Here is a 19,061-nt window from a genome sequence, read left to right as displayed (position 1 = left end):
GTTCTTATGCTACATTTGTGATATGTTTGTGAGGTGAGAAAAAGTTTGGAAAATGAAGCAGCCGTGCAAGAGTTTATGGGTTATTTAATGACTGAACGCGGGTACTCTGAAAAGACCAAAGAGGCTTATCAACGCGACTTAAATGACTTTTGTCAGTTCTTAGAAAATTCAGGAGAGTCTTCATTATTAACAGTCGATCATTTAGACGTAAGGGTTTATTTGTCTTACTTAAATGATTTAAAATACAGCCGCAATACCATTAGTCGTAAGATTGCCAGTTTACGATCTTTTTATCAATACTTTTTAAAGCATGAAAAAATTAAAGAAAATCCTTTTTCTTACGTGCATCTCAAGAAAAAGCAAGCTCGTTTGCCACGCTTTTTTTACGAAAAGGAAATTGAAGTATTATTTGCTAGTGTGGACGGTACGAAACCGTTGGACCAACGGAACCGTGCCTTGTTAGAAGTACTTTACGGATCTGGGCTTCGGGTTAGTGAATGTGCAAATCTCAAATTATCAGTTATCGACTTTGATAATAGTGTTCTGTTGATTCATGGAAAAGGGAATAAAGATCGTTATGTGCCATTGGGTTCTTACGCAGCGGATGCGATCCAGGAATTTGTGGGTGATGGACGTAAAAGGCTAATGACACGTTTTGGCAAGGAGCATGACTATTTATTCGTAAACCACCGTGGAGAACAGATTACTTCAACTGGGATTGAGTATGTACTGAAGCAAATCATTAAAAAGAGCAGTTTAAATAGTGATATTCATCCACACATGCTTCGACACACCTTTGCAACACATTTACTGAATAATGGCGCAGATTTGCGTACAGTTCAGGAACTACTGGGACACGCGAATTTGTCTACAACACAAATCTATACGCATGTGACCAAAGAAAGTCTACAAAAAAGTTATCGCTCATTTCATCCAAGAGCTTAGAGGACAGTTTAAAATAAAGGAGAGAACAAGATGTCAGAATCACAATTTCATTCAACTACGATCTGTGCGATTGAAAAAGACGGAAAATTAGCAATGGCTGGTGACGGTCAAGTGACCATGGGAGAGCAAGTTATTATGAAGGGAACTGCGCGTAAAGTTCGTCGTATCTATAACGGCAAAGTCGTTGTCGGATTTGCCGGTAGTGTGGCTGACGCATTTACCTTAGAAGAAAAATTTGAAGGTAAGCTAAATGAATATAATGGTAATTTGCAACGGGCAGCCGTCGAACTTGCACAGGAATGGCGGACACAGCAAGCAATGAAAAACCTAGAGGCATTATTGATTGTCATGAATGATGAAGAAATGCTGTTGGTTTCCGGAAATGGCGAAGTAATCGCTCCTGATGATGGAATTTTGGCTATCGGTTCAGGCGGAAATTATGCATTGGCCGCAGCGCGTGCTATGAAAAAACACAATACAGAAATGTCTGCTAAAGAAATCGCAGAAAGCGCATTGAATATTGCAGCAGATATTTGTGTCTTTACGAACCATAATATTATTGTTGAGGAAATGTAGACTGTTTTAATTTCAAAACAATCAATTTAGGAGCAAGGAGAATCCAGATGACTGAAATTAATAAAACACCAAAAGAAATCGTCAGCGAGTTAGATCAATACATCATTGGACAAGATGAAGCAAAACGCTCTGTAGCGATTGCTTTAAGGAATCGTTATCGCCGAATGCAGTTAGAAGAAACGATGCAGCAGGAAGTAACACCCAAAAATATTTTAATGATCGGACCCACAGGTGTAGGAAAAACGGAGATTGCTCGACGTTTGGCGCGAATCGTCAAGGCGCCTTTCGTTAAAGTCGAAGCAACTAAGTTCACAGAAGTAGGCTATGTTGGTCGTGACGTCGAGTCAATGGTTCGTGACCTTGTCGAAAATGCGATTACGATCGTTGAAAAGGAACAATACTCAAAAGTGTATTCACAAGCCTTAAAACGTGCTAATAAACGCTTAGTGAAGATTTTAGTTCCTGGCATTAAGAAAGAGCAAAAACAAAGTAATAACCCTTATGAACAAATGATGAATATCTTCAACCAAGCACAAACCGAACCAAAAGAAGAAGTAACTGAGGATATCAAAGTAAATCGTCAAACAGTTCTTGATCAGTTGGAAAAAGGTCTATTGGATCAGCGAGAAGTAAGCATTGAGATCACTGAACCGAAAAAAACGATGCCGATGAACAATGGGCTAGAACAAATGGGTATCGACCTTTCAGACACATTAGGCGCGTTAACTCCTGAGAAAAAGGTTCAACGCACAGTGACTGTCAAAGAAGCCCAAGAGCTATTAGTTAAAGAGGAACAGGCCAAACTGGTTAATGAAGGTGATATTTATACAGCAGCGATCAAGTTAGCAGAAAGCTCGGGGATTATCTTCATTGATGAAATCGATAAGATTACATCTAAATCACAGCAAAATTCCGGGGAAGTCTCTCGTGAAGGCGTCCAACGTGATATTCTGCCAATCGTAGAAGGTTCACAGGTCAATACGAAATACGGCGCGATTCAAACGGATCATATTTTGTTTATCGCCAGTGGTGCGTTTAGTTTGTCTAAACCGAGTGACCTGATTCCCGAACTGCAGGGACGCTTCCCAATCCGTGTAGAGTTAAGCGATCTTACAGCGGAAGATTTCGTTCGAATCTTGACTGAACCAAATAATGCGTTGATTAAGCAATATATCGCTTTAGTCGGCACCGAAAATGTCAAAATTATTTTCACGCAAGAAGCCATTGAACGAATTGCTCAAATTGCCTTTGATGTGAATCGGGAGACAGACAATATTGGGGCACGTCGTTTGCACACGATCTTGGAAAAATTATTAGAAGATCTTTTATTTGAAGCGCCAGACATGCAAATGGGTGAGATCAAGATTACAGAAGCATATGTGGATGAAAAATTAGCTTCAATTGCTCAAAATAAAGATTTAAGTCGTTTTATTCTGTAAAAATGGAGGGGAAAAAGTGGAAACATTATTAGAGAAAACACGTCAGATTAATAAGTTGATGCAGCAAAAAAATGCCTTCGAACCAGCTGCAGAGTTACCTTACAACAATATGGCGCGGATTTTAGGGGACGTCTTAGGCTCTTTGACGTACATCATTGGAGCCGAAGGTGAATTGTTAGGATTAAATGAAAAGATCGATATCAATACTGATCGCGTCCGTTCATTTTTGGTTGACCGTCAATTTCCAGATAGCTATGTTTCAGGAATGAAGGAAGTTTTTAAAACGGAGGCTAACATACCAGTTGCAAACGAATTGACGGCCTTTCCAACTGAGCGGGCGGAACTTTACCCAAATGGATTGACGACGGTCATTCCAATTTTTGGTTCAGGCGAACGTTTAGGAACGATCATCTTAGCACGGACAGAAGGAGCTTTTGATGACGATGATCTGGTATTAGCTGAATATGGTGCCACAGTTATTGGAATGGAAGTCCTTTATCAGCAATTCTTGAATGTCGAGGAGAAGATCCGCAGTCAAACGGCGGTTCAAATGGCGATCAGTACACTTTCGTATAGTGAATTAAAAGCAGTTAAAGCGATTTTTGATGCATTGGAGGGCGATGAAGGCCGCTTAACCGCTTCAAATATAGCCGATAAAATCGGTATTACGCGTTCAGTGATCGTTAATGCGTTGCGAAAATTAGAGTCTGCTGGAATTATTGAATCTCGTTCGCTAGGTATGAAAGGGACGTATCTGAAGGTTTTAAATCCATTATTCAAGGATGAACTGGTTCGTCATAAATAGGTTTAATCTCATAATACGCAGATTCCTTTTTTATAAAAGGAGTCTGCGTTACACTATTGGAGATACATGACGTGGAAAGCAAATCTTTTCTACAAGAAAACTATGCGTTAGCAGGGACAAGGAGTGGGGAATTATGTCAGTAACAATCAGCAATGGCTTTTTGGAAGCAACGATCAATGAAAAAGGGGCGGAGCTTGCTAGTTTGCGCGCCAATCAGATTGAGTACATTTGGCAGGCAGATCCAAAGTATTGGAATCGTCATGCACCGTTCTTATTTCCGTTCGTCGGCCGTTTAAAGGATAATCAATATACCTATAAAGGTAAAACTTATCCGATGGGGCAACATGGATTTGCTCGAGATAAGGAGTTTAAAGTACTTGAGCAAGCAGAGGATAAAGTCTCCTTCTTACTTGAAAGTGATGAAGAAACGAAAAAAATTTATCCATTTGATTTTGCTTTAATGATCAGCTATGAAATTTGGGGAGAAGGAATTCGTATTCGTTTCAATGTTGAGAATACGGGTACCGAAGAGATGATTTTTGCACTAGGAGGACATCCCGCCTTCAATATTCCTCTGACAGAGGATTTAAGCTTTGAAGATTATTTTATTGCATTTTCTCCACAAAAATCACGAGTTAAAATTCCTTTAGAGGGTCCATTTGCCAATTTGGATCAAAAAACCATTGGACAAACCAATACGAATATTCAATTGAGTCACGATTTGTTCAGAGAAGATGCCTTAATCTATGAAACAAAGGGACTGAACGCATATACTTTAGGGAGTGAAGAATCACCTCACAGTGTCACGTTAGCCTACAATAATATTCCTTATGTCGGATTATGGTCTCCGTATCCTGCTGAAGCACCATTTGTTTGTATTGAACCATGGTGGGGTTTTGCTGATACAGTCGACAGCAATGGACAGTTGGAAGACAAAGAAGGGATGAATCGCTTGGCTGCGAAAGAAACCTTCAAAACCGAGTTTTCAATTACTGTTAGTTAGAAAAGAAAAAGTCGAGGAATACTAGAGCTATCTAAAATGATAGATTAGTATTTCTCGACTTTTTTAGGCTGAAATTATGGTTAATCAAATGGCACATGCCAATCAATTGCTTTGTGAGCATCAAAGCATAGTTTGATTTGTTCTTGACTATTCTTTGCTTTTGCTAAAGGCGGTAAGTTATCCGCAGAAAACCAATCAATTTGAAGCGTTTCGATATTCTCAACGAAGTCTCCACTGATCAATTGGCATTCAACGAAAATCTTACAGACACCATAGGCATAACGAGGAAGATTGTGCTTGTTTCGATCTTGAACAGCAATGATTTTTAATGGTTCCACTGTCAGGCCTGTTTCTTCTATAGTTTCCTTAACGGTATTTTCTTTGATCGATTGGTTAATATCAACCCATCCGCCTGGTAAGGACCAAAGCCCATCATTTTCCTGCACTAATAAAATGCAATTATTTTTGAAAATTGCTGCTCTTGTATCCAACTTAGGAGTTGGATAGCCTACTTCTTCAGCGAATAGTTGCCTTAATTTTGGAACAGGGATCGGAGATTGTACAGACAGCATCTCCGTGGCGATGGTTCGAATCCGTTCAAATCGCTCTTGATCAAAGGGATCATGTGTATAGGTTAGGCCAGCTTGAGCAAGGGCCTGCAATTCGATTGCCCAATCTAAAAGTTGTTCCTCCATTTATTTCTCCTTCTTGTTCAAGCCGAAGGATACACGATTTTCATTTCCAGCCTTGATTCGTTGAATATTTTCTCTGTGGCGATAAACAATATAGCAGGTCAAGGCAAAACAAATGACTGTTAGTAAAAGATTAAATGTCGGTAAAATTGTCGGCCAAATAAACGGCAATATGATTGATGAGAGTGTGACAAAAATTGCGGAGGCAATGCTGGCGGCGCTAACCATACTTGTAATATAAAGGACGATTAAAAAGAAAGCCAATGAATAGAAAAAGAATAAGGGCGCGAAAGCTAGTAGCATCCCAGCACTAGTTGCTACGGCTTTTCCGCCTTTAAAACCAGCAAAAATCGGTAAAGTATGTCCAACTACAGCTACCAAACCAAACCATAAGGGGTTGATATCCACATGAAAAAGAGTGGGGAGAAGTGTTGCGAGTGAGCCTTTTAATAAATCCATCGCAAAGACGACAAACCCAGCTGGCTTTCCTAACACTCGAAAGGTATTAGTAGTCCCAGAACTATGACTACCAAACTCACGTATGTCTTTTTTGAAGAAAAATTTTCCAATCCAGATGCCGGAAGGAATTGAGCCTAAAAGATAAGCTAGGACAAAAATTATGGCGGTTTTCATATGAATCCTCATTTCTCTATTAGTAAGGCTATTTTAGCAGATTTCAAAAGAGTGAACAAATCTTAATCCCGTGCTATACTAAATAGCGTGAATAGTTAAAAATCAAATTGAGCGAGGAAAATCAAATGAGTTTTAAAAATCCTAATCAAGAAAAAATTTTTCAGTATTTGGACGAAGCAAAGGTTATTGCTGTAGTGGGTTTAAGTGATAATCCTGATAAGACAAGCTATCAAATTGCTGACGTACTAAAAAATTACGGCTACAAGCTGTATGGTGTTAATCCAAAGTTAGCTGGACAAAAGGTGAACGATATTCCAGTCGTTGAAAATTTATCGGCTGTTCCAGAAACGATTGATATCGTGGATATCTTTAGACGTAGCGAATTTTTGCCAGCAGTTGCAGAAGATTTTTTAAAAACCGATGCAAAAGTTTTTTGGGCACAGCTTGGCTTATGCAGTGAAGAAGCAGCAGAAATGCTGCAGGCACAAGGACGCAATGACATTGTGATGGATCGTTGTGTGAAGATTGAATTGAACAAAAAATCTAATGATTGAGTTGATTTTCTTAAAAAAAAAGCATAAAATGCCTTTTCAGAAACAGGAGAGGCTTTTTTTTTGAGCTTTTTTAGCGTATCATACAAATGATGTACTTAAGATATAGAGATATCAATTCAGCTACGGTTCAATGACCTACGCGCTGGAGGAGATAGAGTATATGGTACGAACAAAAAACTTCATCGGAAAATGATTACGCAATTGGAGTAAGGATATCATTTCAACTTTGCCAATTCTTCTTGCTATAGCAATAATAGAAAGTGCGTACTTTAGTTGAATGATAGACGCCATTCGAATCAGATTAATTTTTCTTGGAAAATTAATACATTAAAACAAATAAGGATGTCAGTTCAACTTTTCGCAGGATGTTTCATCAGAAAAGTACTTAACAAGATCGGTTAGATTGATGTACAAGTATTTTAGTTGAATGATATGCGGCATTTGAATCAGACTAATTTTTCTTGAAAAATTAATACATCAAAACAAATAAGGAGCTGTAGGATTGGCTAAGATGAACAACGAATACAATGACGCTTCGATCCAGGTACTTGAGGGATTAGAAGCGGTTAGAAAACGACCAGGGATGTACATCGGCTCAACAGACAGTCGTGGATTGCATCACTTGGTCTATGAGATCGTCGATAATGCGGTCGATGAAGCCTTATCTGGCTACGGAAATGAAATAGAAGTAACCCTTCATCCAGATAATAGTGTTGAGGTAAGCGACAAAGGTCGCGGTATGCCTGTTGGAATGCACGCTTCAGGAATTCCTACTGTTGAAGTAATCTTTACGATTCTTCACGCCGGAGGAAAATTCGGTCAAGGCGGTTATAAAACTTCTGGAGGACTACATGGTGTAGGGGCCAGCGTCGTAAACGCTCTTTCAGAATGGTTAAACGTTACAATCGTTCGCGATGGTGTAGAATACCGCGAAGAGTTCAAAGATGGGGGTAAACCTCAAGGAACATTAGAAAAAATTGGGAAAACACGTAAACCTAACGGTACAACCGTCCATTTTCTTCCAGATGCACAAATTTTTTCAACGTTGAATTTTTCTTATGAAACTTTGTCAGAGCGATTAAGAGAATCAGCTTTCTTACTGCGAGGGGTTAAAATCACTTTAACGGATCTACGTGGTGAAGAGAAAGTTTCAGAAGTTTTTCATTTTGAAGAAGGAATCAAAGAATTTGTTGAGTATTTGAATGAAGACAAGGATACATTGACTCCTGTCGTGTATTTTTCAGGGGATCGCGAAGGGATCGAAGTCGAATTCTCATATCAGTACAATGATGGCTATTCTGAAAACTTACTCTCGTTTGTTAACAACGTCCGGACAAAAGACGGCGGTACACATGAATCAGGTATGAAAACTTCAATGACAAAAGCTTTCAATGAATACGCGCGAAAAGCCGGCTTGCTGAAGGAAAAGGACAAGAACTTAGAAGGTTCTGATTTCCGTGAAGGTCTATCTGCGGTGTTATCCGTTCGGATTCCAGAAAACTTGCTGCAATTTGAAGGTCAAACTAAAGAAAAATTAGGAACACCAGCTGCTCGTGGAGCTGTAGATAATGTCATCGGCGAACAAATGGGCTTTTATTTACAAGAAAACAGCGAAAACAGTCAGATGCTGGTTCGAAAAGCGATAAAGGCTCGTGAAGCAAGAGAAGCAGCGCGGAAGGCCCGTGAAGAAAGCCGGAACGGTAAGAAACGTAAAAAAGGGGAATCTCTACTTTCTGGGAAACTAACACCTGCACAATCTAAAAATGCTGCGAAAAATGAGTTGTTCTTAGTCGAAGGAGATTCTGCCGGTGGCTCAGCCAAACAAGGCCGTGACCGAAAATTTCAAGCAATCTTACCTTTGCGCGGGAAAGTAATCAATACGGAAAAAGCTAAGATGCAAGATATTTTGAAAAACGAAGAAATCAATACCATGATTTACACTATTGGATCAGGTGTTGGACCAGAGTTTTCAATTGAGGATTGTAACTACGACAAAGTCATCATTATGACCGATGCTGATACGGACGGTGCACACATTCAAGTCTTGTTATTAACATTCTTCTATCGATATATGAAGCCATTGATTGAAGCGGGAAAAGTCTATATTGCTTTGCCACCTTTGTATAAAGTTTCAAAAGGCGCTGGACGGAAACAAGTGATTGAATACGCTTGGACAGATGATGAATTACAAGAAGTGATCAAAAAAGTTGGTAAAGGTTATATGTTACAGCGTTACAAAGGTCTCGGGGAAATGAATGCGGAACAGTTATGGGAAACAACCATGGATCCTGAGTACAGGACGCTTGTTCGAGTGCGCATTGATGACGCTGCTCAAGCAGAGCGTCGTGTAACGACTTTGATGGGGGATAAAGTGGAACCGAGACGTAAATGGATTGAGAGTCACGTTCAATTTACCTTGGAAGAAGACGGGAGTTTGCTGGATAACAAGGAAGAAGCAACTACTGTGCCTGTAGCTGAACAAAATGAAATGGAAGAAACAACTGATGGTGTTAAAATGATCAGTTTGTTTGATGAGTAGGAGGTGGTCAATAGATGGAATCTAAGCATTCAATTCAAGAATTAACACTAGAAGAAGTAATGGGTGACCGTTTTGGCCGCTATTCAAAATATATTATTCAAGAAAGAGCGTTGCCAGATATTCGCGATGGTCTGAAGCCGGTTCAACGTCGCATTTTATACGCTATGAACAAAGACGGAAACACGTATGACAAGGGTTTTAGAAAATCAGCGAAATCCGTCGGAAACATTATGGGGAATTATCACCCTCACGGTGACAGCTCGATCTATGAAGCAATGGTACGGATGAGTCAAGATTGGAAGCTTCGTCAAGTGCTGATCGAGATGCACGGAAACAACGGCTCAATGGATGGTGATCCGCCAGCTGCGATGCGTTATACCGAAGCACGTTTGTCTCAACTAAGCGGTGAGATGTTGAAGGATATTGAAAAGGACACTGTTGATTTAGTTTGGAATTTTGATGATACCGAAAAGGAACCGACTGTTCTGCCAGCTGCTTATCCTAATCTGCTAGTTAACGGTTCAACAGGGATTTCGGCGGGGTATGCTACTGAAATTCCAACTCATAATTTAACGGAAGTAATCGATGGCACGATTTATCTGATTGATCACCCGAATGCTTCGTTAGAAAAAATCATGGAGTACATTCCGGGTCCCGATTTTCCAACCGGCGGTATTTTACAAGGTAAAGCAGAAATCAAAAAGGCGTATGAGACTGGCAAGGGTAAAGTGATTCTTCGTTCCAAAACCTCGATCGAACCACTAAAAGGTGGTAAACAGCAGATCGTTATTCATGAGATTCCGTATGAAGTCAATAAAGCCGTTTTGGTGAAGAAAATGGACGAGATCCGTTTGAGTAAAAAAATTGATGGCATCGCTGAAGTTCGTGACGAGTCTGACCGTACGGGATTACAAGTAGTCGTAGAATTGAAAAAAGATGCCAATGCAGAAGGAATCCTAAATTACTTATTCAAAAATACAGATTTACAGATCAATTACAACTTCAACATGGTAGCCATTGATAACATGACTCCGCAACAGGTTGGATTGAAACACATTTTGGAAAGCTACATCCTTCACCGCAAAGACGTGATCACTAAACGGAGCCAATATGAGCTGGCGAAGGCACAAAAACGTCAACATATTGTTGAAGGCTTGATTAAGGCATTATCAATCCTTGATGAAGTGATTACGACGATTCGCGGAAGTAAAGATAAAAAGGATGCGAAACATAATTTAGTTGAACGGTTTGATTTTAGTGAAGAACAAGCCGAGGCAATTGTAACGTTGCAATTGTATCGTCTAACCAATACTGATATTACTCAATTAGAAAGTGAAGCGGATGAATTAGCAGCTGAAATCAAAGAGCTGCATCTAATCCTTAATAGCGAAAAAGAACTACACAAGGTTTTAAAGCAAGAGTTGCGTCAAATCAAAAAAAATTATGGCAATGAACGCTTAACAACAATTGAAGATGAAATCAGTGAAATCAAAATCGAAACAGAAGTATTAATCGCACAAGAAGATGTAATCGTAACATTAACCAAAGAGGGTTATTTGAAACGCAGTAGTTTACGTTCGTATAATGCATCGCGCCCAGATGAACATGGGATGAAAGATGGCGATTCGATTATTTTCATTAATAAGCTGAACACTTTGGATCACCTGTTGATTTTAACAAATCATGGAAACATGATTTATCGACCAGTTCACGAAATTACAGAGCTGAAATGGAAAGATGTCGGAGAGCATATATCACAGACGATAACCAATCTCTCTATGAGTGAAGAAATCATCGCGGCTTTCCCATACAAGGAAATTGACGCGAACAAACTCTTCATCTTCATGAGTAAAGAAGGGATGATCAAGCAAACACGAATGACTGAGTTTTCGCCATGGCGTACGTATCGAAGCCGACCTACAACGGCGATGAAGCTAAAAAATGATACAGACGAAATTGTCTCAGTCTTCTTAACGAATGAGACTCGCAATGTCGATGTCTTCATTGCTTCACATCGTGCTTTTGGATTACGCTATCCACTAGAAGAAGTGCCAGTAGTTGGTTCAAAAGCCGCAGGTGTTAAGGCGATTAATCTAAAAGACGGGGATTACGTAGTAGCAGGTGCGTTAGTTCCGTCAGAGGGAGATTCACCCATCTTATTGTTGAGCCAACGCGGGGCAGCTAAACGTATGCTCGCTCAAGAATTACCGCAACTTGGTCGGGCGAAACGCGGATTGATGATTTTCCGTGAGTTGAAGAAAAATCCACATCGCTTGGCTTATATGACAGCTGAAACAGAAGGAAAGCTTACTTTAACAACGACAAAAGGTATTGAAAAGGAAATCGAGATATCTAAAGTTGTGATTAGTGATCGAATTTCTAATGGAACTTTTGCGATTGATGAGAAACAAGAAGGAGAACTTTTCTCTGTTATGCAGTTGCAGGAACTCGACGAAGAATAGTTTCTGTATTATATAATTATATTACAGTTGGGCATCTGTTTTAATACAGATGCCCGTTTTTTTGTTCACAATTTCATGTAAATAAGACGATGATGAGAAATTGTTTTAATTAAATTAATCTCGATAAATGCTTTAATTTCAAAGGGTTGCTAACGATTACAAAATATTTTTAACTTCTAATTAATCTTTCACAAGGAAAGGCTTGCATAAAAGAATTTATGTGTTATACTTTGTTCGTAAAGCTGTAGCAATAAAGTTTTTATATTCTAAGGAGGTCCTTTTGAAATGGGAACTGCAACAAATGAACTAGATCAAATGAAAAACACTGAAAAAACTGCTTGGGAAGGGTTTAACGGTCGTTTATGGAAAAGCGAAATCAACGTTCGCGATTTTATCCAAACGAACTATACACCTTATGAAGGCGCTGCCGATTTCTTGGCTGAGCCAACGGAAGCTACCAACCAACTATGGGGCAAATTACAAGAACTTCAAAAACAAGAACGTGAGAATGGCGGCGTATTAGACATGGAAGCAGATGTCGTATCTGCAGCCAATGCTTATGGTGCTGGTTATATCGATGAAAGTTTGAAGGACGAAGAAGCAATTGTTGGTATTCAAACAGACAAACCTCTGAAACGTGCATTCATGCCTTATGGTGGTATTCGCATGGCTGAAGAATCACTTGAAAGATATGGCTATACTCCAAATCCTAAATACACTGAAATTTTTAACGATTACCACAAAACACACAATCAAGCGGTATTCGATGTTTACACACCAGAAATTCGTGCGGCACGTCGCGCTAAGATTATTACTGGACTTCCTGATACTTATGGTCGTGGACGTATTGTTGGTGACTACCGTCGTGTGGCTTTATACGGTATCGATTACTTAATGCAAGAAAAATTGAAAGACCATGCGAATTGTGGTCATGGACAATTTACTGAAGAAGATATTCGTCTTCGTGAAGAAATTAGCGATCAATACAAGGCACTGAAACGTATTAAAGAAATGGCTGCTGCATATGGATTCGATATTTCTCGTCCAGCAGAAAATGCGAAAGAAGCTGTTCAATGGACATACTTCGGCTACTTAGCAGCAATTAAAGAACAAAACGGTGCGGCTATGTCTATCGGACGTGTCTCTACGTTCTTAGACATCTACATCCAACGTGACATCAATAAAGGGATTCTTACAGAAGAAAAAGCACAAGAATTGATTGACCACTTGGTAATGAAATTACGTATGGTGAAATTCGCGCGTATTCCTTCATACAACGAATTGTTCTCTGGGGACCCTGTTTGGGCAACCTTATCAATCGCTGGTATGGGTATGGACGGACGTACGTTAGTGACTAAGAATGACTTCCGTTTCTTGCATACATTGGAAAACATGGGACCATCACCAGAGCCAAACTTGACTGTCTTGTACTCTTCTCGTTTACCAGAAGGATTTAAAGACTATGCAGCCAAAATTTCAATCGATACTTCATCAATCCAATACGAAAATGACGATGTAATGCGTCCTGTATGGTTAGATGATTATGCAATCTGCTGCTGTGTATCAGCTACACAGACAGGAAAAGAAATGCAATTCTTCGGTGCTCGTGCGAACTTGGCGAAAGCTTTATTGTACGCGATCAACGGTGGCGTTGATGAAAAATCTAAAGCACAAGTCGGACCTGACTTCCGTCCAATCGAATCAGACGATGCATTAGACTTTGATGAAGTAATGGCTAAATACGATGAAGTACTAGAATGGTTAGCTGGAATGTATGTTAATACATTGAATGCGATTCACTACATGCACGACAAATATTACTATGAAGCTGCTGAATTAGCTTTGATGGATACAAACTTGAAGCGTACATTCGCGACTGGTATCGCTGGATTCTCACATGTTGTGGATTCATTAGCTGCTATCAAATACGCAAAAGTATTCCCAATTCGTGACGAAGACGGTATTGTTACTGACTTCAAGATCGATGGCGAATTCCCTAAATATGGTAATGACGACGCTCGTGCGGATGATTTAGCTGTTTGGGTATTGAAAACATTTATGGAAAAATTAGAACATTACCATACTTATCGTAATTCAGAACCAACAACGTCAATTTTAACAATTACTTCAAACGTTGTTTATGGTAAAGCAACTGGTACAATGCCTGATGGACGTAAAGCCGGCGAACCGTTGGCTCCAGGAGCAAATCCATCTTACGGTGCGGAACAAAACGGGCTACTAGCATCATTGAACTCATTGACAAAATTACCTTACGAATATGCATTGGATGGTATTTCAAATACACAAAGTATCAACCCAGATGCATTAGGTCATGATGAAGATGAACGTGTTGAAAACTTAACAAACGTTTTAGATGGGTACTTCGATCAAGGGGCACATCACTTAAACGTAAATGTGTTCGGCAAAGAAAAATTAATTGATGCAATGGAACATCCAGAAAAAGAAGAATATGCGAACTTCACGATTCGCGTTTCTGGTTATGCTGTTAAATTCATTGATTTGACTCGCGAACAACAAGAAGATGTCATCAGCCGTACATTCCACGCAAAAATGTAATTGCTGATTTCAACAATTGAATGTATAGTAAGGGCGGATGGACGGAAAGTCTATTCGCCTTACTTTTTAATATGAAGGAACTAAGGGTTACTCTTCGCGTTTCTAATGCGTCAGAGGCATCCTATGTGCGTGACTAAAGATTAAATGTTGCGGCAACCATATCAAATAACTTAACTAGAAGTTAACTGTGTATTCCACAGACATCTTCAATATATAGAAGACTTTGAATAGTGAAAATCAACACTAAAAAAAATTACATAGATTAGAGGGGGACTGTTTATGTCTACTGTGGCTGAACAACCTATTGTCGGAAATATCCATTCAATCGAAAGTTTTGGATCAGTTGACGGACCTGGTGTGCGTTTTATCGTCTTTATGCAAGGCTGTCGGATGCGTTGTCAATTTTGTCATAATCCAGATACATGGAAAATCAATGATCCGAAAGCCAAGAAACGAACAGCGGATGATTTATTAAAAGAAGCCTTGAACTATCGCAGTTACTGGGGAAAAAAAGGCGGAATCACTGTGAGCGGCGGAGAACCATTGCTGCAAATTGATTTTTTGATTGATCTGTTTAAAAAAGCGAAAGCACTGGGGATTAATACGACTTTAGATAGCTGTGGGAAACCCTTTACTTTTGAGGAACCGTTTTTCTCTAAGTTTGAAGAATTAATGCAATATACAGATTTGATTTTGTTTGATATCAAACAAATTGATAATCAAAAACATAAGGAATTGACTGGTCATAACAATGACAATATCCTAGAGATGGCGAAATACCTTTCAGATATTAATAAGCCCGTTTGGATTCGTCACGTACTTGTCCCGTTTAGAAGTGATTACGACGAGTTTCTCATTCGATTAGATACTTTTATCAAAAGTTTAAATAACGTCGATAAAGTTGAAATTTTACCTTATCATACGATGGGTAAATATAAATGGGAAGAAATGGGACTGAAGTATCCTTTAGAAGGTATTGAACCACCAACGGATGACCGCGTGGAAAACGCGAAAAAACTGTTGCACACAGAGGATTATAAAGGCTATTTAAAACGTAAAAACTAGAAATCAAAAGATCAGACCAAAAAAAAGGCTCTGATCTTTTTTATTATCCAATGAAAATAAGCAGCAGGTTGTTGCTCTTTTGCTTTTTTTTGATATGATAAAGAAGAACTTATTTAAAGGAGCGATTCAACTATGGGAAAAGTTTTAATTTTTGGACATCAAAATCCAGATACAGATGCGATCGGAGCAGCGATTGCTTATGCAAACTTGCAAAAAGAACTAGGTATTGATGCGGAAGCAGTTGCATTAGGAACACCAAACGAAGAAACGCAATTTGCTTTGGGACACTTTGGTTTGACAGCTCCACGGGTAGTGGAAAAAATCGCCGCTGAAACAAATGAGGTTATGCTAGTCGATCATAATGAATTCCAACAAAGCGTTAGTGATATTGAAGATTTAACAATTTTAGCTGTGGTAGATCATCATCGGATCGCAAACTTCCAAACGGCTAATCCACTATACTATCGTGCAGAACCAGTTGGCTGCACTTCAACTATTGTGTTGAAGCTGTATAAAGAAAACAATATCGCAGTTCCGGCGAAGATCGCAGGTATAATGCTTTCAGCGATCATTTCTGATACATTATTATTCAAATCTCCTACATGTACTCAAGAAGATATTGATGCAGCAAATGAGTTAGCTGAAATTGCTCGTGTAGACTTAAACAGCTATGGACTAGATTTATTAAAAGCAGGAACAAACTTAAGCACTAAATCTGAAGCAGAATTATTGGATTTAGATGCGAAGTCATTCCCAATGGCTGATAAAACAGTCCGGATTGCTCAAGTCAATACGGTTGATCTAGACGAAGTGTTCGCTCGTCAAGATGCATTGCGCGATGCCATGTTAGATGAAAATGTTAAAAACGGCTATGATTTATTCTTATTGCTGGTTACGAACGTTCTAAATTCTGATTCAGAACTATTAGTGGCTGGAGAACCAAGAGAAATGGTTACGGAAGCCTTCAAGGTAAAACTGGAAAATGACCGTGCCTTCTTGCCGGGAGTTGTTTCTCGTAAGAAACAAATTGTTCCTCAATTAACAGAGGCTTTCGAAAAATAATTTAGTTTTATAAAAAGTGGACTTTCAATAGTCCACTTTTTTGTGGAAATTTTTGATTAGGATTATAATGTGAATGAGTCATCCATTTGTTAAAATCCAATTGGATTTTAACTTGTTTCTTCCGTTGAGAAAGAAGGCTATTATGGAAATATTTACTAACGACAAAAATATTCAAAACAAGCTGAATCGTTCTGAATTTCAAGAATTGTTGAGCTATTTTAAAGGATTGAGAGAATCAGTCATTTTACGAGAAATTCGGAAAAAATTCCCGGATCACAAGCATTTAGATAAAGATTTAGAATTTCTAATTGCTCATGGGATTGTTTCTCGCCAGGATCGTCGTTACGAGCTTGGATTACCGATTATAACGGACTACCCAACAAGCGGACTTGTCGAGCATTTTATCCAAAAGGCGAATAAAGAGTATTCAGCTGAAGATTTACTGGTTTGGTTGAGTGAGGAACATTGGAATAATGGATTAGAGAAAATGTTAGCTGTTGACTTTCCAATGCCCTCCAGATATTGCTTAGAAAATGCAGAGTTTCGTCTAGTCACGATCAATTCGCGCCAAGAATTATCAGAAACACTGCCCAATTATTTTGGAAACAGCGATGAACCATCATTGTTTCCTAACTTAGCAGGATTGATTGGCGATGTTAACCCTGAGTTTTTTACGAATCAGCTCAATCTTATTCTTGAACGAGTATTAGCAGGAAAAGCCCCTCGACGAACGTCAATTTTCCTAAAAAGCTTGATAGATAGTGGCGTCATTGCAGAACGACCAGAATGGCATGTGTCTATTCCAGTTTATGATAAGAATTTTTTGGTTGATCCGATTCGAGAGCTAGATAATGACGCAGCATTTTTTTTCAGTCGGCAATTGGCAGAGCAATTATTAGATAAACGAGAAAGTTTTACGTATTTAATGAAGAAGAAGGCATAAAATATGCAAAGAATTATCAAGGGGATTATTCTGATCATCAGCTTTTTACTCGTATTTACAGGGATTTATTATGCAAAAGTTCGCTATTTTGGGCCTGGAACACTAGTAAAACAAAAATCAGTCCATTATTCTGACGTTCCCACAGTTTTTATCCATGGATATGAAGGAAATTCCTTTTCTTTTGGTCCTTTGCTGCGACGATTAGAAAGAGAAAACGTGGCTAAACGAGAAATGACCATTGTCGTTCAAGGTGATGGTAAACTAACGATTGAAGGTAAACTAAAAAATACCAATGATAACCCAACAATTATGGTTTTGTTTGCGAAGGATGTGACAGATGAGATTACACAAAGTGAATGGATTGATAAGGTGATGCGTTATCTGTATCAACAAAAGGTCTTCCGTGTTAATTTGGTGAGTCATTCAATGGGCGGTGTTTCTTCGTTGCGCTATTTATTGGAATATGCCGGTGATCGAACACCAACAACAGAGCGTTTTGTTGCAATTTCAGCCCCCTTTAATGACTTGGAAATCGCAGAAGATACAGAAGAAATTTTTGCTTATAAATTAACAGAAAAGGGTCCCATTGGTAAAACACCAATTTATCAGTATTTCGATCAAGCGATGGGAAGACTGCCCAAAGAGATACGTGTCCTTGATGTTGCTGGAGATTTAAAAGATGGTACCGAAAGCGATGGCTCTGTTTCGACTCATAGTGCTTTCGCACTTCGGCTGCTATTTCTGGAGCATGCTAAGAGTTATCAGGAGTTCATTGTTAAAGGAAAAAGTGGTGGACACTCAGCGATTACGAAAAGTGCCGAGTTAGAAAAGAAACTAATCGAATTTATTTGGAAGAAAGCAATTTGAGGCTAAGGTTGATTCTTTCTAAAGTTTAGGCATAAACCCAAACTTTAGAAAGAATCTCTAAGGCTTCAAGCTGCTTTTTTGTCGTTTTCGAACTTTCTTGGTCCAGAACCCACCAGAAATGTATTTCGGCTCATAGGAGATAATGAATGCTCGGGCTTCAATCTCTTTAATTAGCGCGTAGAGTGTTCGCTCAGTTTTACGTGGGGAGAGAATCTCCAAAATCATGCGTCCGCCTTCCAAACCTTCACCATAAGATTGTGTCACGCCGTACCCATTTTCTCTCAAAATACGAGGCAAGCTGGTTTCTTGCTCCGTATTTGTCGGTAGAATAACCGTGACCATGATATAACCTAGCGCTAACTTATCTTCAATTTTTATTCCCACACTAATCCCAATCGCATATCCTAACGCATACGTTAGTAAATTAATAGGATTGTCTAAACGATCTAAAACCATTGAAAGCCCCAAAATATAAATAGTAATCTCAACCATGCTCATTAAGGGCGCCAAAATACGGTAGCCTTTCATTGTTAGCATAAAGCGCAGTGTATTCAAAGTGACATAAGCAAAATTGATAAAAAATATCATTATTAGCATTTTTACATCGATCATTATAAAACCTCCATTATGTGTAAAGTTCTTATTTAATGGCATCATTATACTTAGTTTGTTTCATATGACCTAGCCTAACGATTATTTTGTCAAAAGGCAAATAGAAGGAAGTCGTGACAAAAAAATTCTTTATTATTTGTCAAAAAAACAGATATTAGAAATAATAATTGTTATTTATTGGGGAAAAATGGAATTATTTAAAAGAATTGAAAATTTTATCTTCTATTTTAAATCTTATTATAATATAATGTTAGTTAGAGGGATTTAATAATGTAACGAACGACCTG

The 19,061-nt window shown here is 38.8% G+C and carries 16 protein-coding genes; 13 read left to right on the top strand and 3 right to left on the bottom strand.

Annotated features, from left to right (window positions below):
- Positions 1–45 precede the first annotated feature (45 nt).
- From xerC to IGI52_RS06050, 5 genes are all read left to right on the top strand, one after another.
- The gene (gene xerC / locus IGI52_RS06070; RefSeq protein ID WP_438780736.1) at positions 46–945 is read left to right on the top strand and encodes a tyrosine recombinase XerC; all 900 of its coding nucleotides are present in this window, start codon (positions 46–48) and stop codon (positions 943–945) included.
- A gap of 30 nt (positions 946–975) precedes the next feature.
- The gene (gene hslV / locus IGI52_RS06065; protein ID WP_016179977.1) at positions 976–1,521 is read left to right on the top strand and encodes an ATP-dependent protease subunit HslV; all 546 of its coding nucleotides are present in this window, start codon (positions 976–978) and stop codon (positions 1,519–1,521) included.
- Between the two features lie 47 nt (positions 1,522–1,568).
- The gene (gene hslU / locus IGI52_RS06060; RefSeq protein WP_049221188.1) at positions 1,569–2,960 is read left to right on the top strand and encodes an ATP-dependent protease ATPase subunit HslU; all 1,392 of its coding nucleotides are present in this window, start codon (positions 1,569–1,571) and stop codon (positions 2,958–2,960) included.
- Between the two features lie 16 nt (positions 2,961–2,976).
- Positions 2,977–3,765, top strand: a complete 789-nt coding sequence (gene codY, locus IGI52_RS06055; protein WP_016179979.1) for a GTP-sensing pleiotropic transcriptional regulator CodY — start codon at positions 2,977–2,979, stop codon at positions 3,763–3,765.
- 133 nt (positions 3,766–3,898) lie between these two features.
- Positions 3,899–4,768 carry an aldose 1-epimerase family protein gene (locus tag IGI52_RS06050; protein WP_102871324.1) on the top strand — a complete coding sequence of 290 codons (870 nt, stop codon included), beginning with the start codon at positions 3,899–3,901 and terminating at the stop codon, positions 4,766–4,768.
- Positions 4,769–4,848: 80 nt separating this feature from the next.
- On the opposite strand, the gene IGI52_RS06045 is transcribed toward IGI52_RS06050, so the two are convergent.
- Complete coding sequence (locus tag IGI52_RS06045; protein ID WP_048719295.1) at positions 4,849–5,463, bottom strand: NUDIX hydrolase N-terminal domain-containing protein; 615 nt, start codon at positions 5,461–5,463, stop codon at positions 4,849–4,851.
- Positions 5,464–6,093, bottom strand: coding sequence for a glycerol-3-phosphate 1-O-acyltransferase PlsY (plsY, locus tag IGI52_RS06040; RefSeq protein ID WP_048719300.1), 630 nt, complete (start codon positions 6,091–6,093; stop codon positions 5,464–5,466). It abuts the gene before it with no gap.
- Positions 6,094–6,218: 125 nt separating this feature from the next.
- On the opposite strand from plsY, the gene IGI52_RS06035 reads away from it, so the two are divergent.
- From IGI52_RS06035 to IGI52_RS06000, 8 genes are all read left to right on the top strand, one after another.
- On the top strand, positions 6,219–6,647 hold the full coding sequence (locus tag IGI52_RS06035; RefSeq protein WP_016179985.1) for a CoA-binding protein: 429 nt from the start codon (positions 6,219–6,221) through the stop codon (positions 6,645–6,647).
- A gap of 511 nt (positions 6,648–7,158) precedes the next feature.
- Entirely contained in the window at positions 7,159–9,186 is a 2,028-nt protein-coding gene (gene parE, locus IGI52_RS06030) for a DNA topoisomerase IV subunit B (protein WP_048718582.1), read from the top strand.
- 14 nt (positions 9,187–9,200) lie between these two features.
- Positions 9,201–11,648: a DNA topoisomerase IV subunit A gene (parC, locus tag IGI52_RS06025; protein WP_438780735.1), complete on the top strand. Its 2,448-nt coding sequence runs from the start codon at positions 9,201–9,203 to the stop codon at positions 11,646–11,648.
- A 285-nt stretch (positions 11,649–11,933) separates the two neighbouring features.
- A complete protein-coding gene (gene pflB / locus IGI52_RS06020; protein WP_048718576.1) occupies positions 11,934–14,225 on the top strand; it encodes a formate C-acetyltransferase in 2,292 nt (763 codons plus the stop codon).
- A gap of 279 nt (positions 14,226–14,504) precedes the next feature.
- Complete coding sequence (gene pflA / locus IGI52_RS06015) at positions 14,505–15,290, top strand: pyruvate formate-lyase-activating protein (RefSeq protein WP_048718578.1); 786 nt, start codon at positions 14,505–14,507, stop codon at positions 15,288–15,290.
- Between the two features lie 132 nt (positions 15,291–15,422).
- Positions 15,423–16,352, top strand: coding sequence for a manganese-dependent inorganic pyrophosphatase (locus IGI52_RS06010; protein WP_048718579.1), 930 nt, complete (start codon positions 15,423–15,425; stop codon positions 16,350–16,352).
- A 142-nt stretch (positions 16,353–16,494) separates the two neighbouring features.
- Positions 16,495–17,295 (top strand): DUF1803 domain-containing protein, encoded by an 801-nt coding sequence (locus IGI52_RS06005; RefSeq protein ID WP_438780734.1) that lies wholly within the window; start codon positions 16,495–16,497, stop codon positions 17,293–17,295.
- A gap of 3 nt (positions 17,296–17,298) precedes the next feature.
- Entirely contained in the window at positions 17,299–18,162 is an 864-nt protein-coding gene (locus tag IGI52_RS06000; RefSeq protein ID WP_127979235.1) for an alpha/beta hydrolase, read from the top strand.
- Positions 18,163–18,219: 57 nt separating this feature from the next.
- On the opposite strand, the gene IGI52_RS05995 is transcribed toward IGI52_RS06000, so the two are convergent.
- Entirely contained in the window at positions 18,220–18,774 is a 555-nt protein-coding gene (locus IGI52_RS05995; protein WP_016179993.1) for a DUF2179 domain-containing protein, read from the bottom strand.
- Positions 18,775–19,061 lie beyond the last annotated feature (287 nt).

The organism is Enterococcus sp. DIV0187, from assembly GCF_051713785.1.
Taxonomy (GTDB): Bacteria; Bacillota; Bacilli; order Lactobacillales; family Enterococcaceae; genus Enterococcus_A; species Enterococcus_A avium.
This window is presented reverse-complemented; position numbering and strand designations above follow the sequence as displayed.

What these genes read in the sequence shown, in the direction of transcription:
- IGI52_RS05995 (WP_016179993.1), bottom strand. Translation starts at nt 18,774, where the DNA reads ATGATCGATGTAAAAATGCTAATAATGATATTTTTTATCAATTTTGCT.
- pflA (WP_048718578.1), top strand. Translation starts at nt 14,505, where the DNA reads ATGTCTACTGTGGCTGAACAACCTATTGTCGGAAATATCCATTCAATC.
- parE (WP_048718582.1), top strand. Translation starts at nt 7,159, where the DNA reads ATGAACAACGAATACAATGACGCTTCGATCCAGGTACTTGAGGGATTA.
- IGI52_RS06035 (WP_016179985.1), top strand. Translation starts at nt 6,219, where the DNA reads ATGAGTTTTAAAAATCCTAATCAAGAAAAAATTTTTCAGTATTTGGAC.
- plsY (WP_048719300.1), bottom strand. Translation starts at nt 6,093, where the DNA reads ATGAAAACCGCCATAATTTTTGTCCTAGCTTATCTTTTAGGCTCAATT.
- IGI52_RS06000 (WP_127979235.1), top strand. Translation starts at nt 17,299, where the DNA reads ATGCAAAGAATTATCAAGGGGATTATTCTGATCATCAGCTTTTTACTC.
- hslV (WP_016179977.1), top strand. Translation starts at nt 976, where the DNA reads ATGTCAGAATCACAATTTCATTCAACTACGATCTGTGCGATTGAAAAA.
- pflB (WP_048718576.1), top strand. Translation starts at nt 11,934, where the DNA reads ATGGGAACTGCAACAAATGAACTAGATCAAATGAAAAACACTGAAAAA.
- hslU (WP_049221188.1), top strand. Translation starts at nt 1,569, where the DNA reads ATGACTGAAATTAATAAAACACCAAAAGAAATCGTCAGCGAGTTAGAT.
- IGI52_RS06050 (WP_102871324.1), top strand. Translation starts at nt 3,899, where the DNA reads ATGTCAGTAACAATCAGCAATGGCTTTTTGGAAGCAACGATCAATGAA.
- IGI52_RS06010 (WP_048718579.1), top strand. Translation starts at nt 15,423, where the DNA reads ATGGGAAAAGTTTTAATTTTTGGACATCAAAATCCAGATACAGATGCG.
- parC (WP_438780735.1), top strand. Translation starts at nt 9,201, where the DNA reads ATGGAATCTAAGCATTCAATTCAAGAATTAACACTAGAAGAAGTAATG.
- IGI52_RS06045 (WP_048719295.1), bottom strand. Translation starts at nt 5,463, where the DNA reads ATGGAGGAACAACTTTTAGATTGGGCAATCGAATTGCAGGCCCTTGCT.
- IGI52_RS06005 (WP_438780734.1), top strand. Translation starts at nt 16,495, where the DNA reads ATGGAAATATTTACTAACGACAAAAATATTCAAAACAAGCTGAATCGT.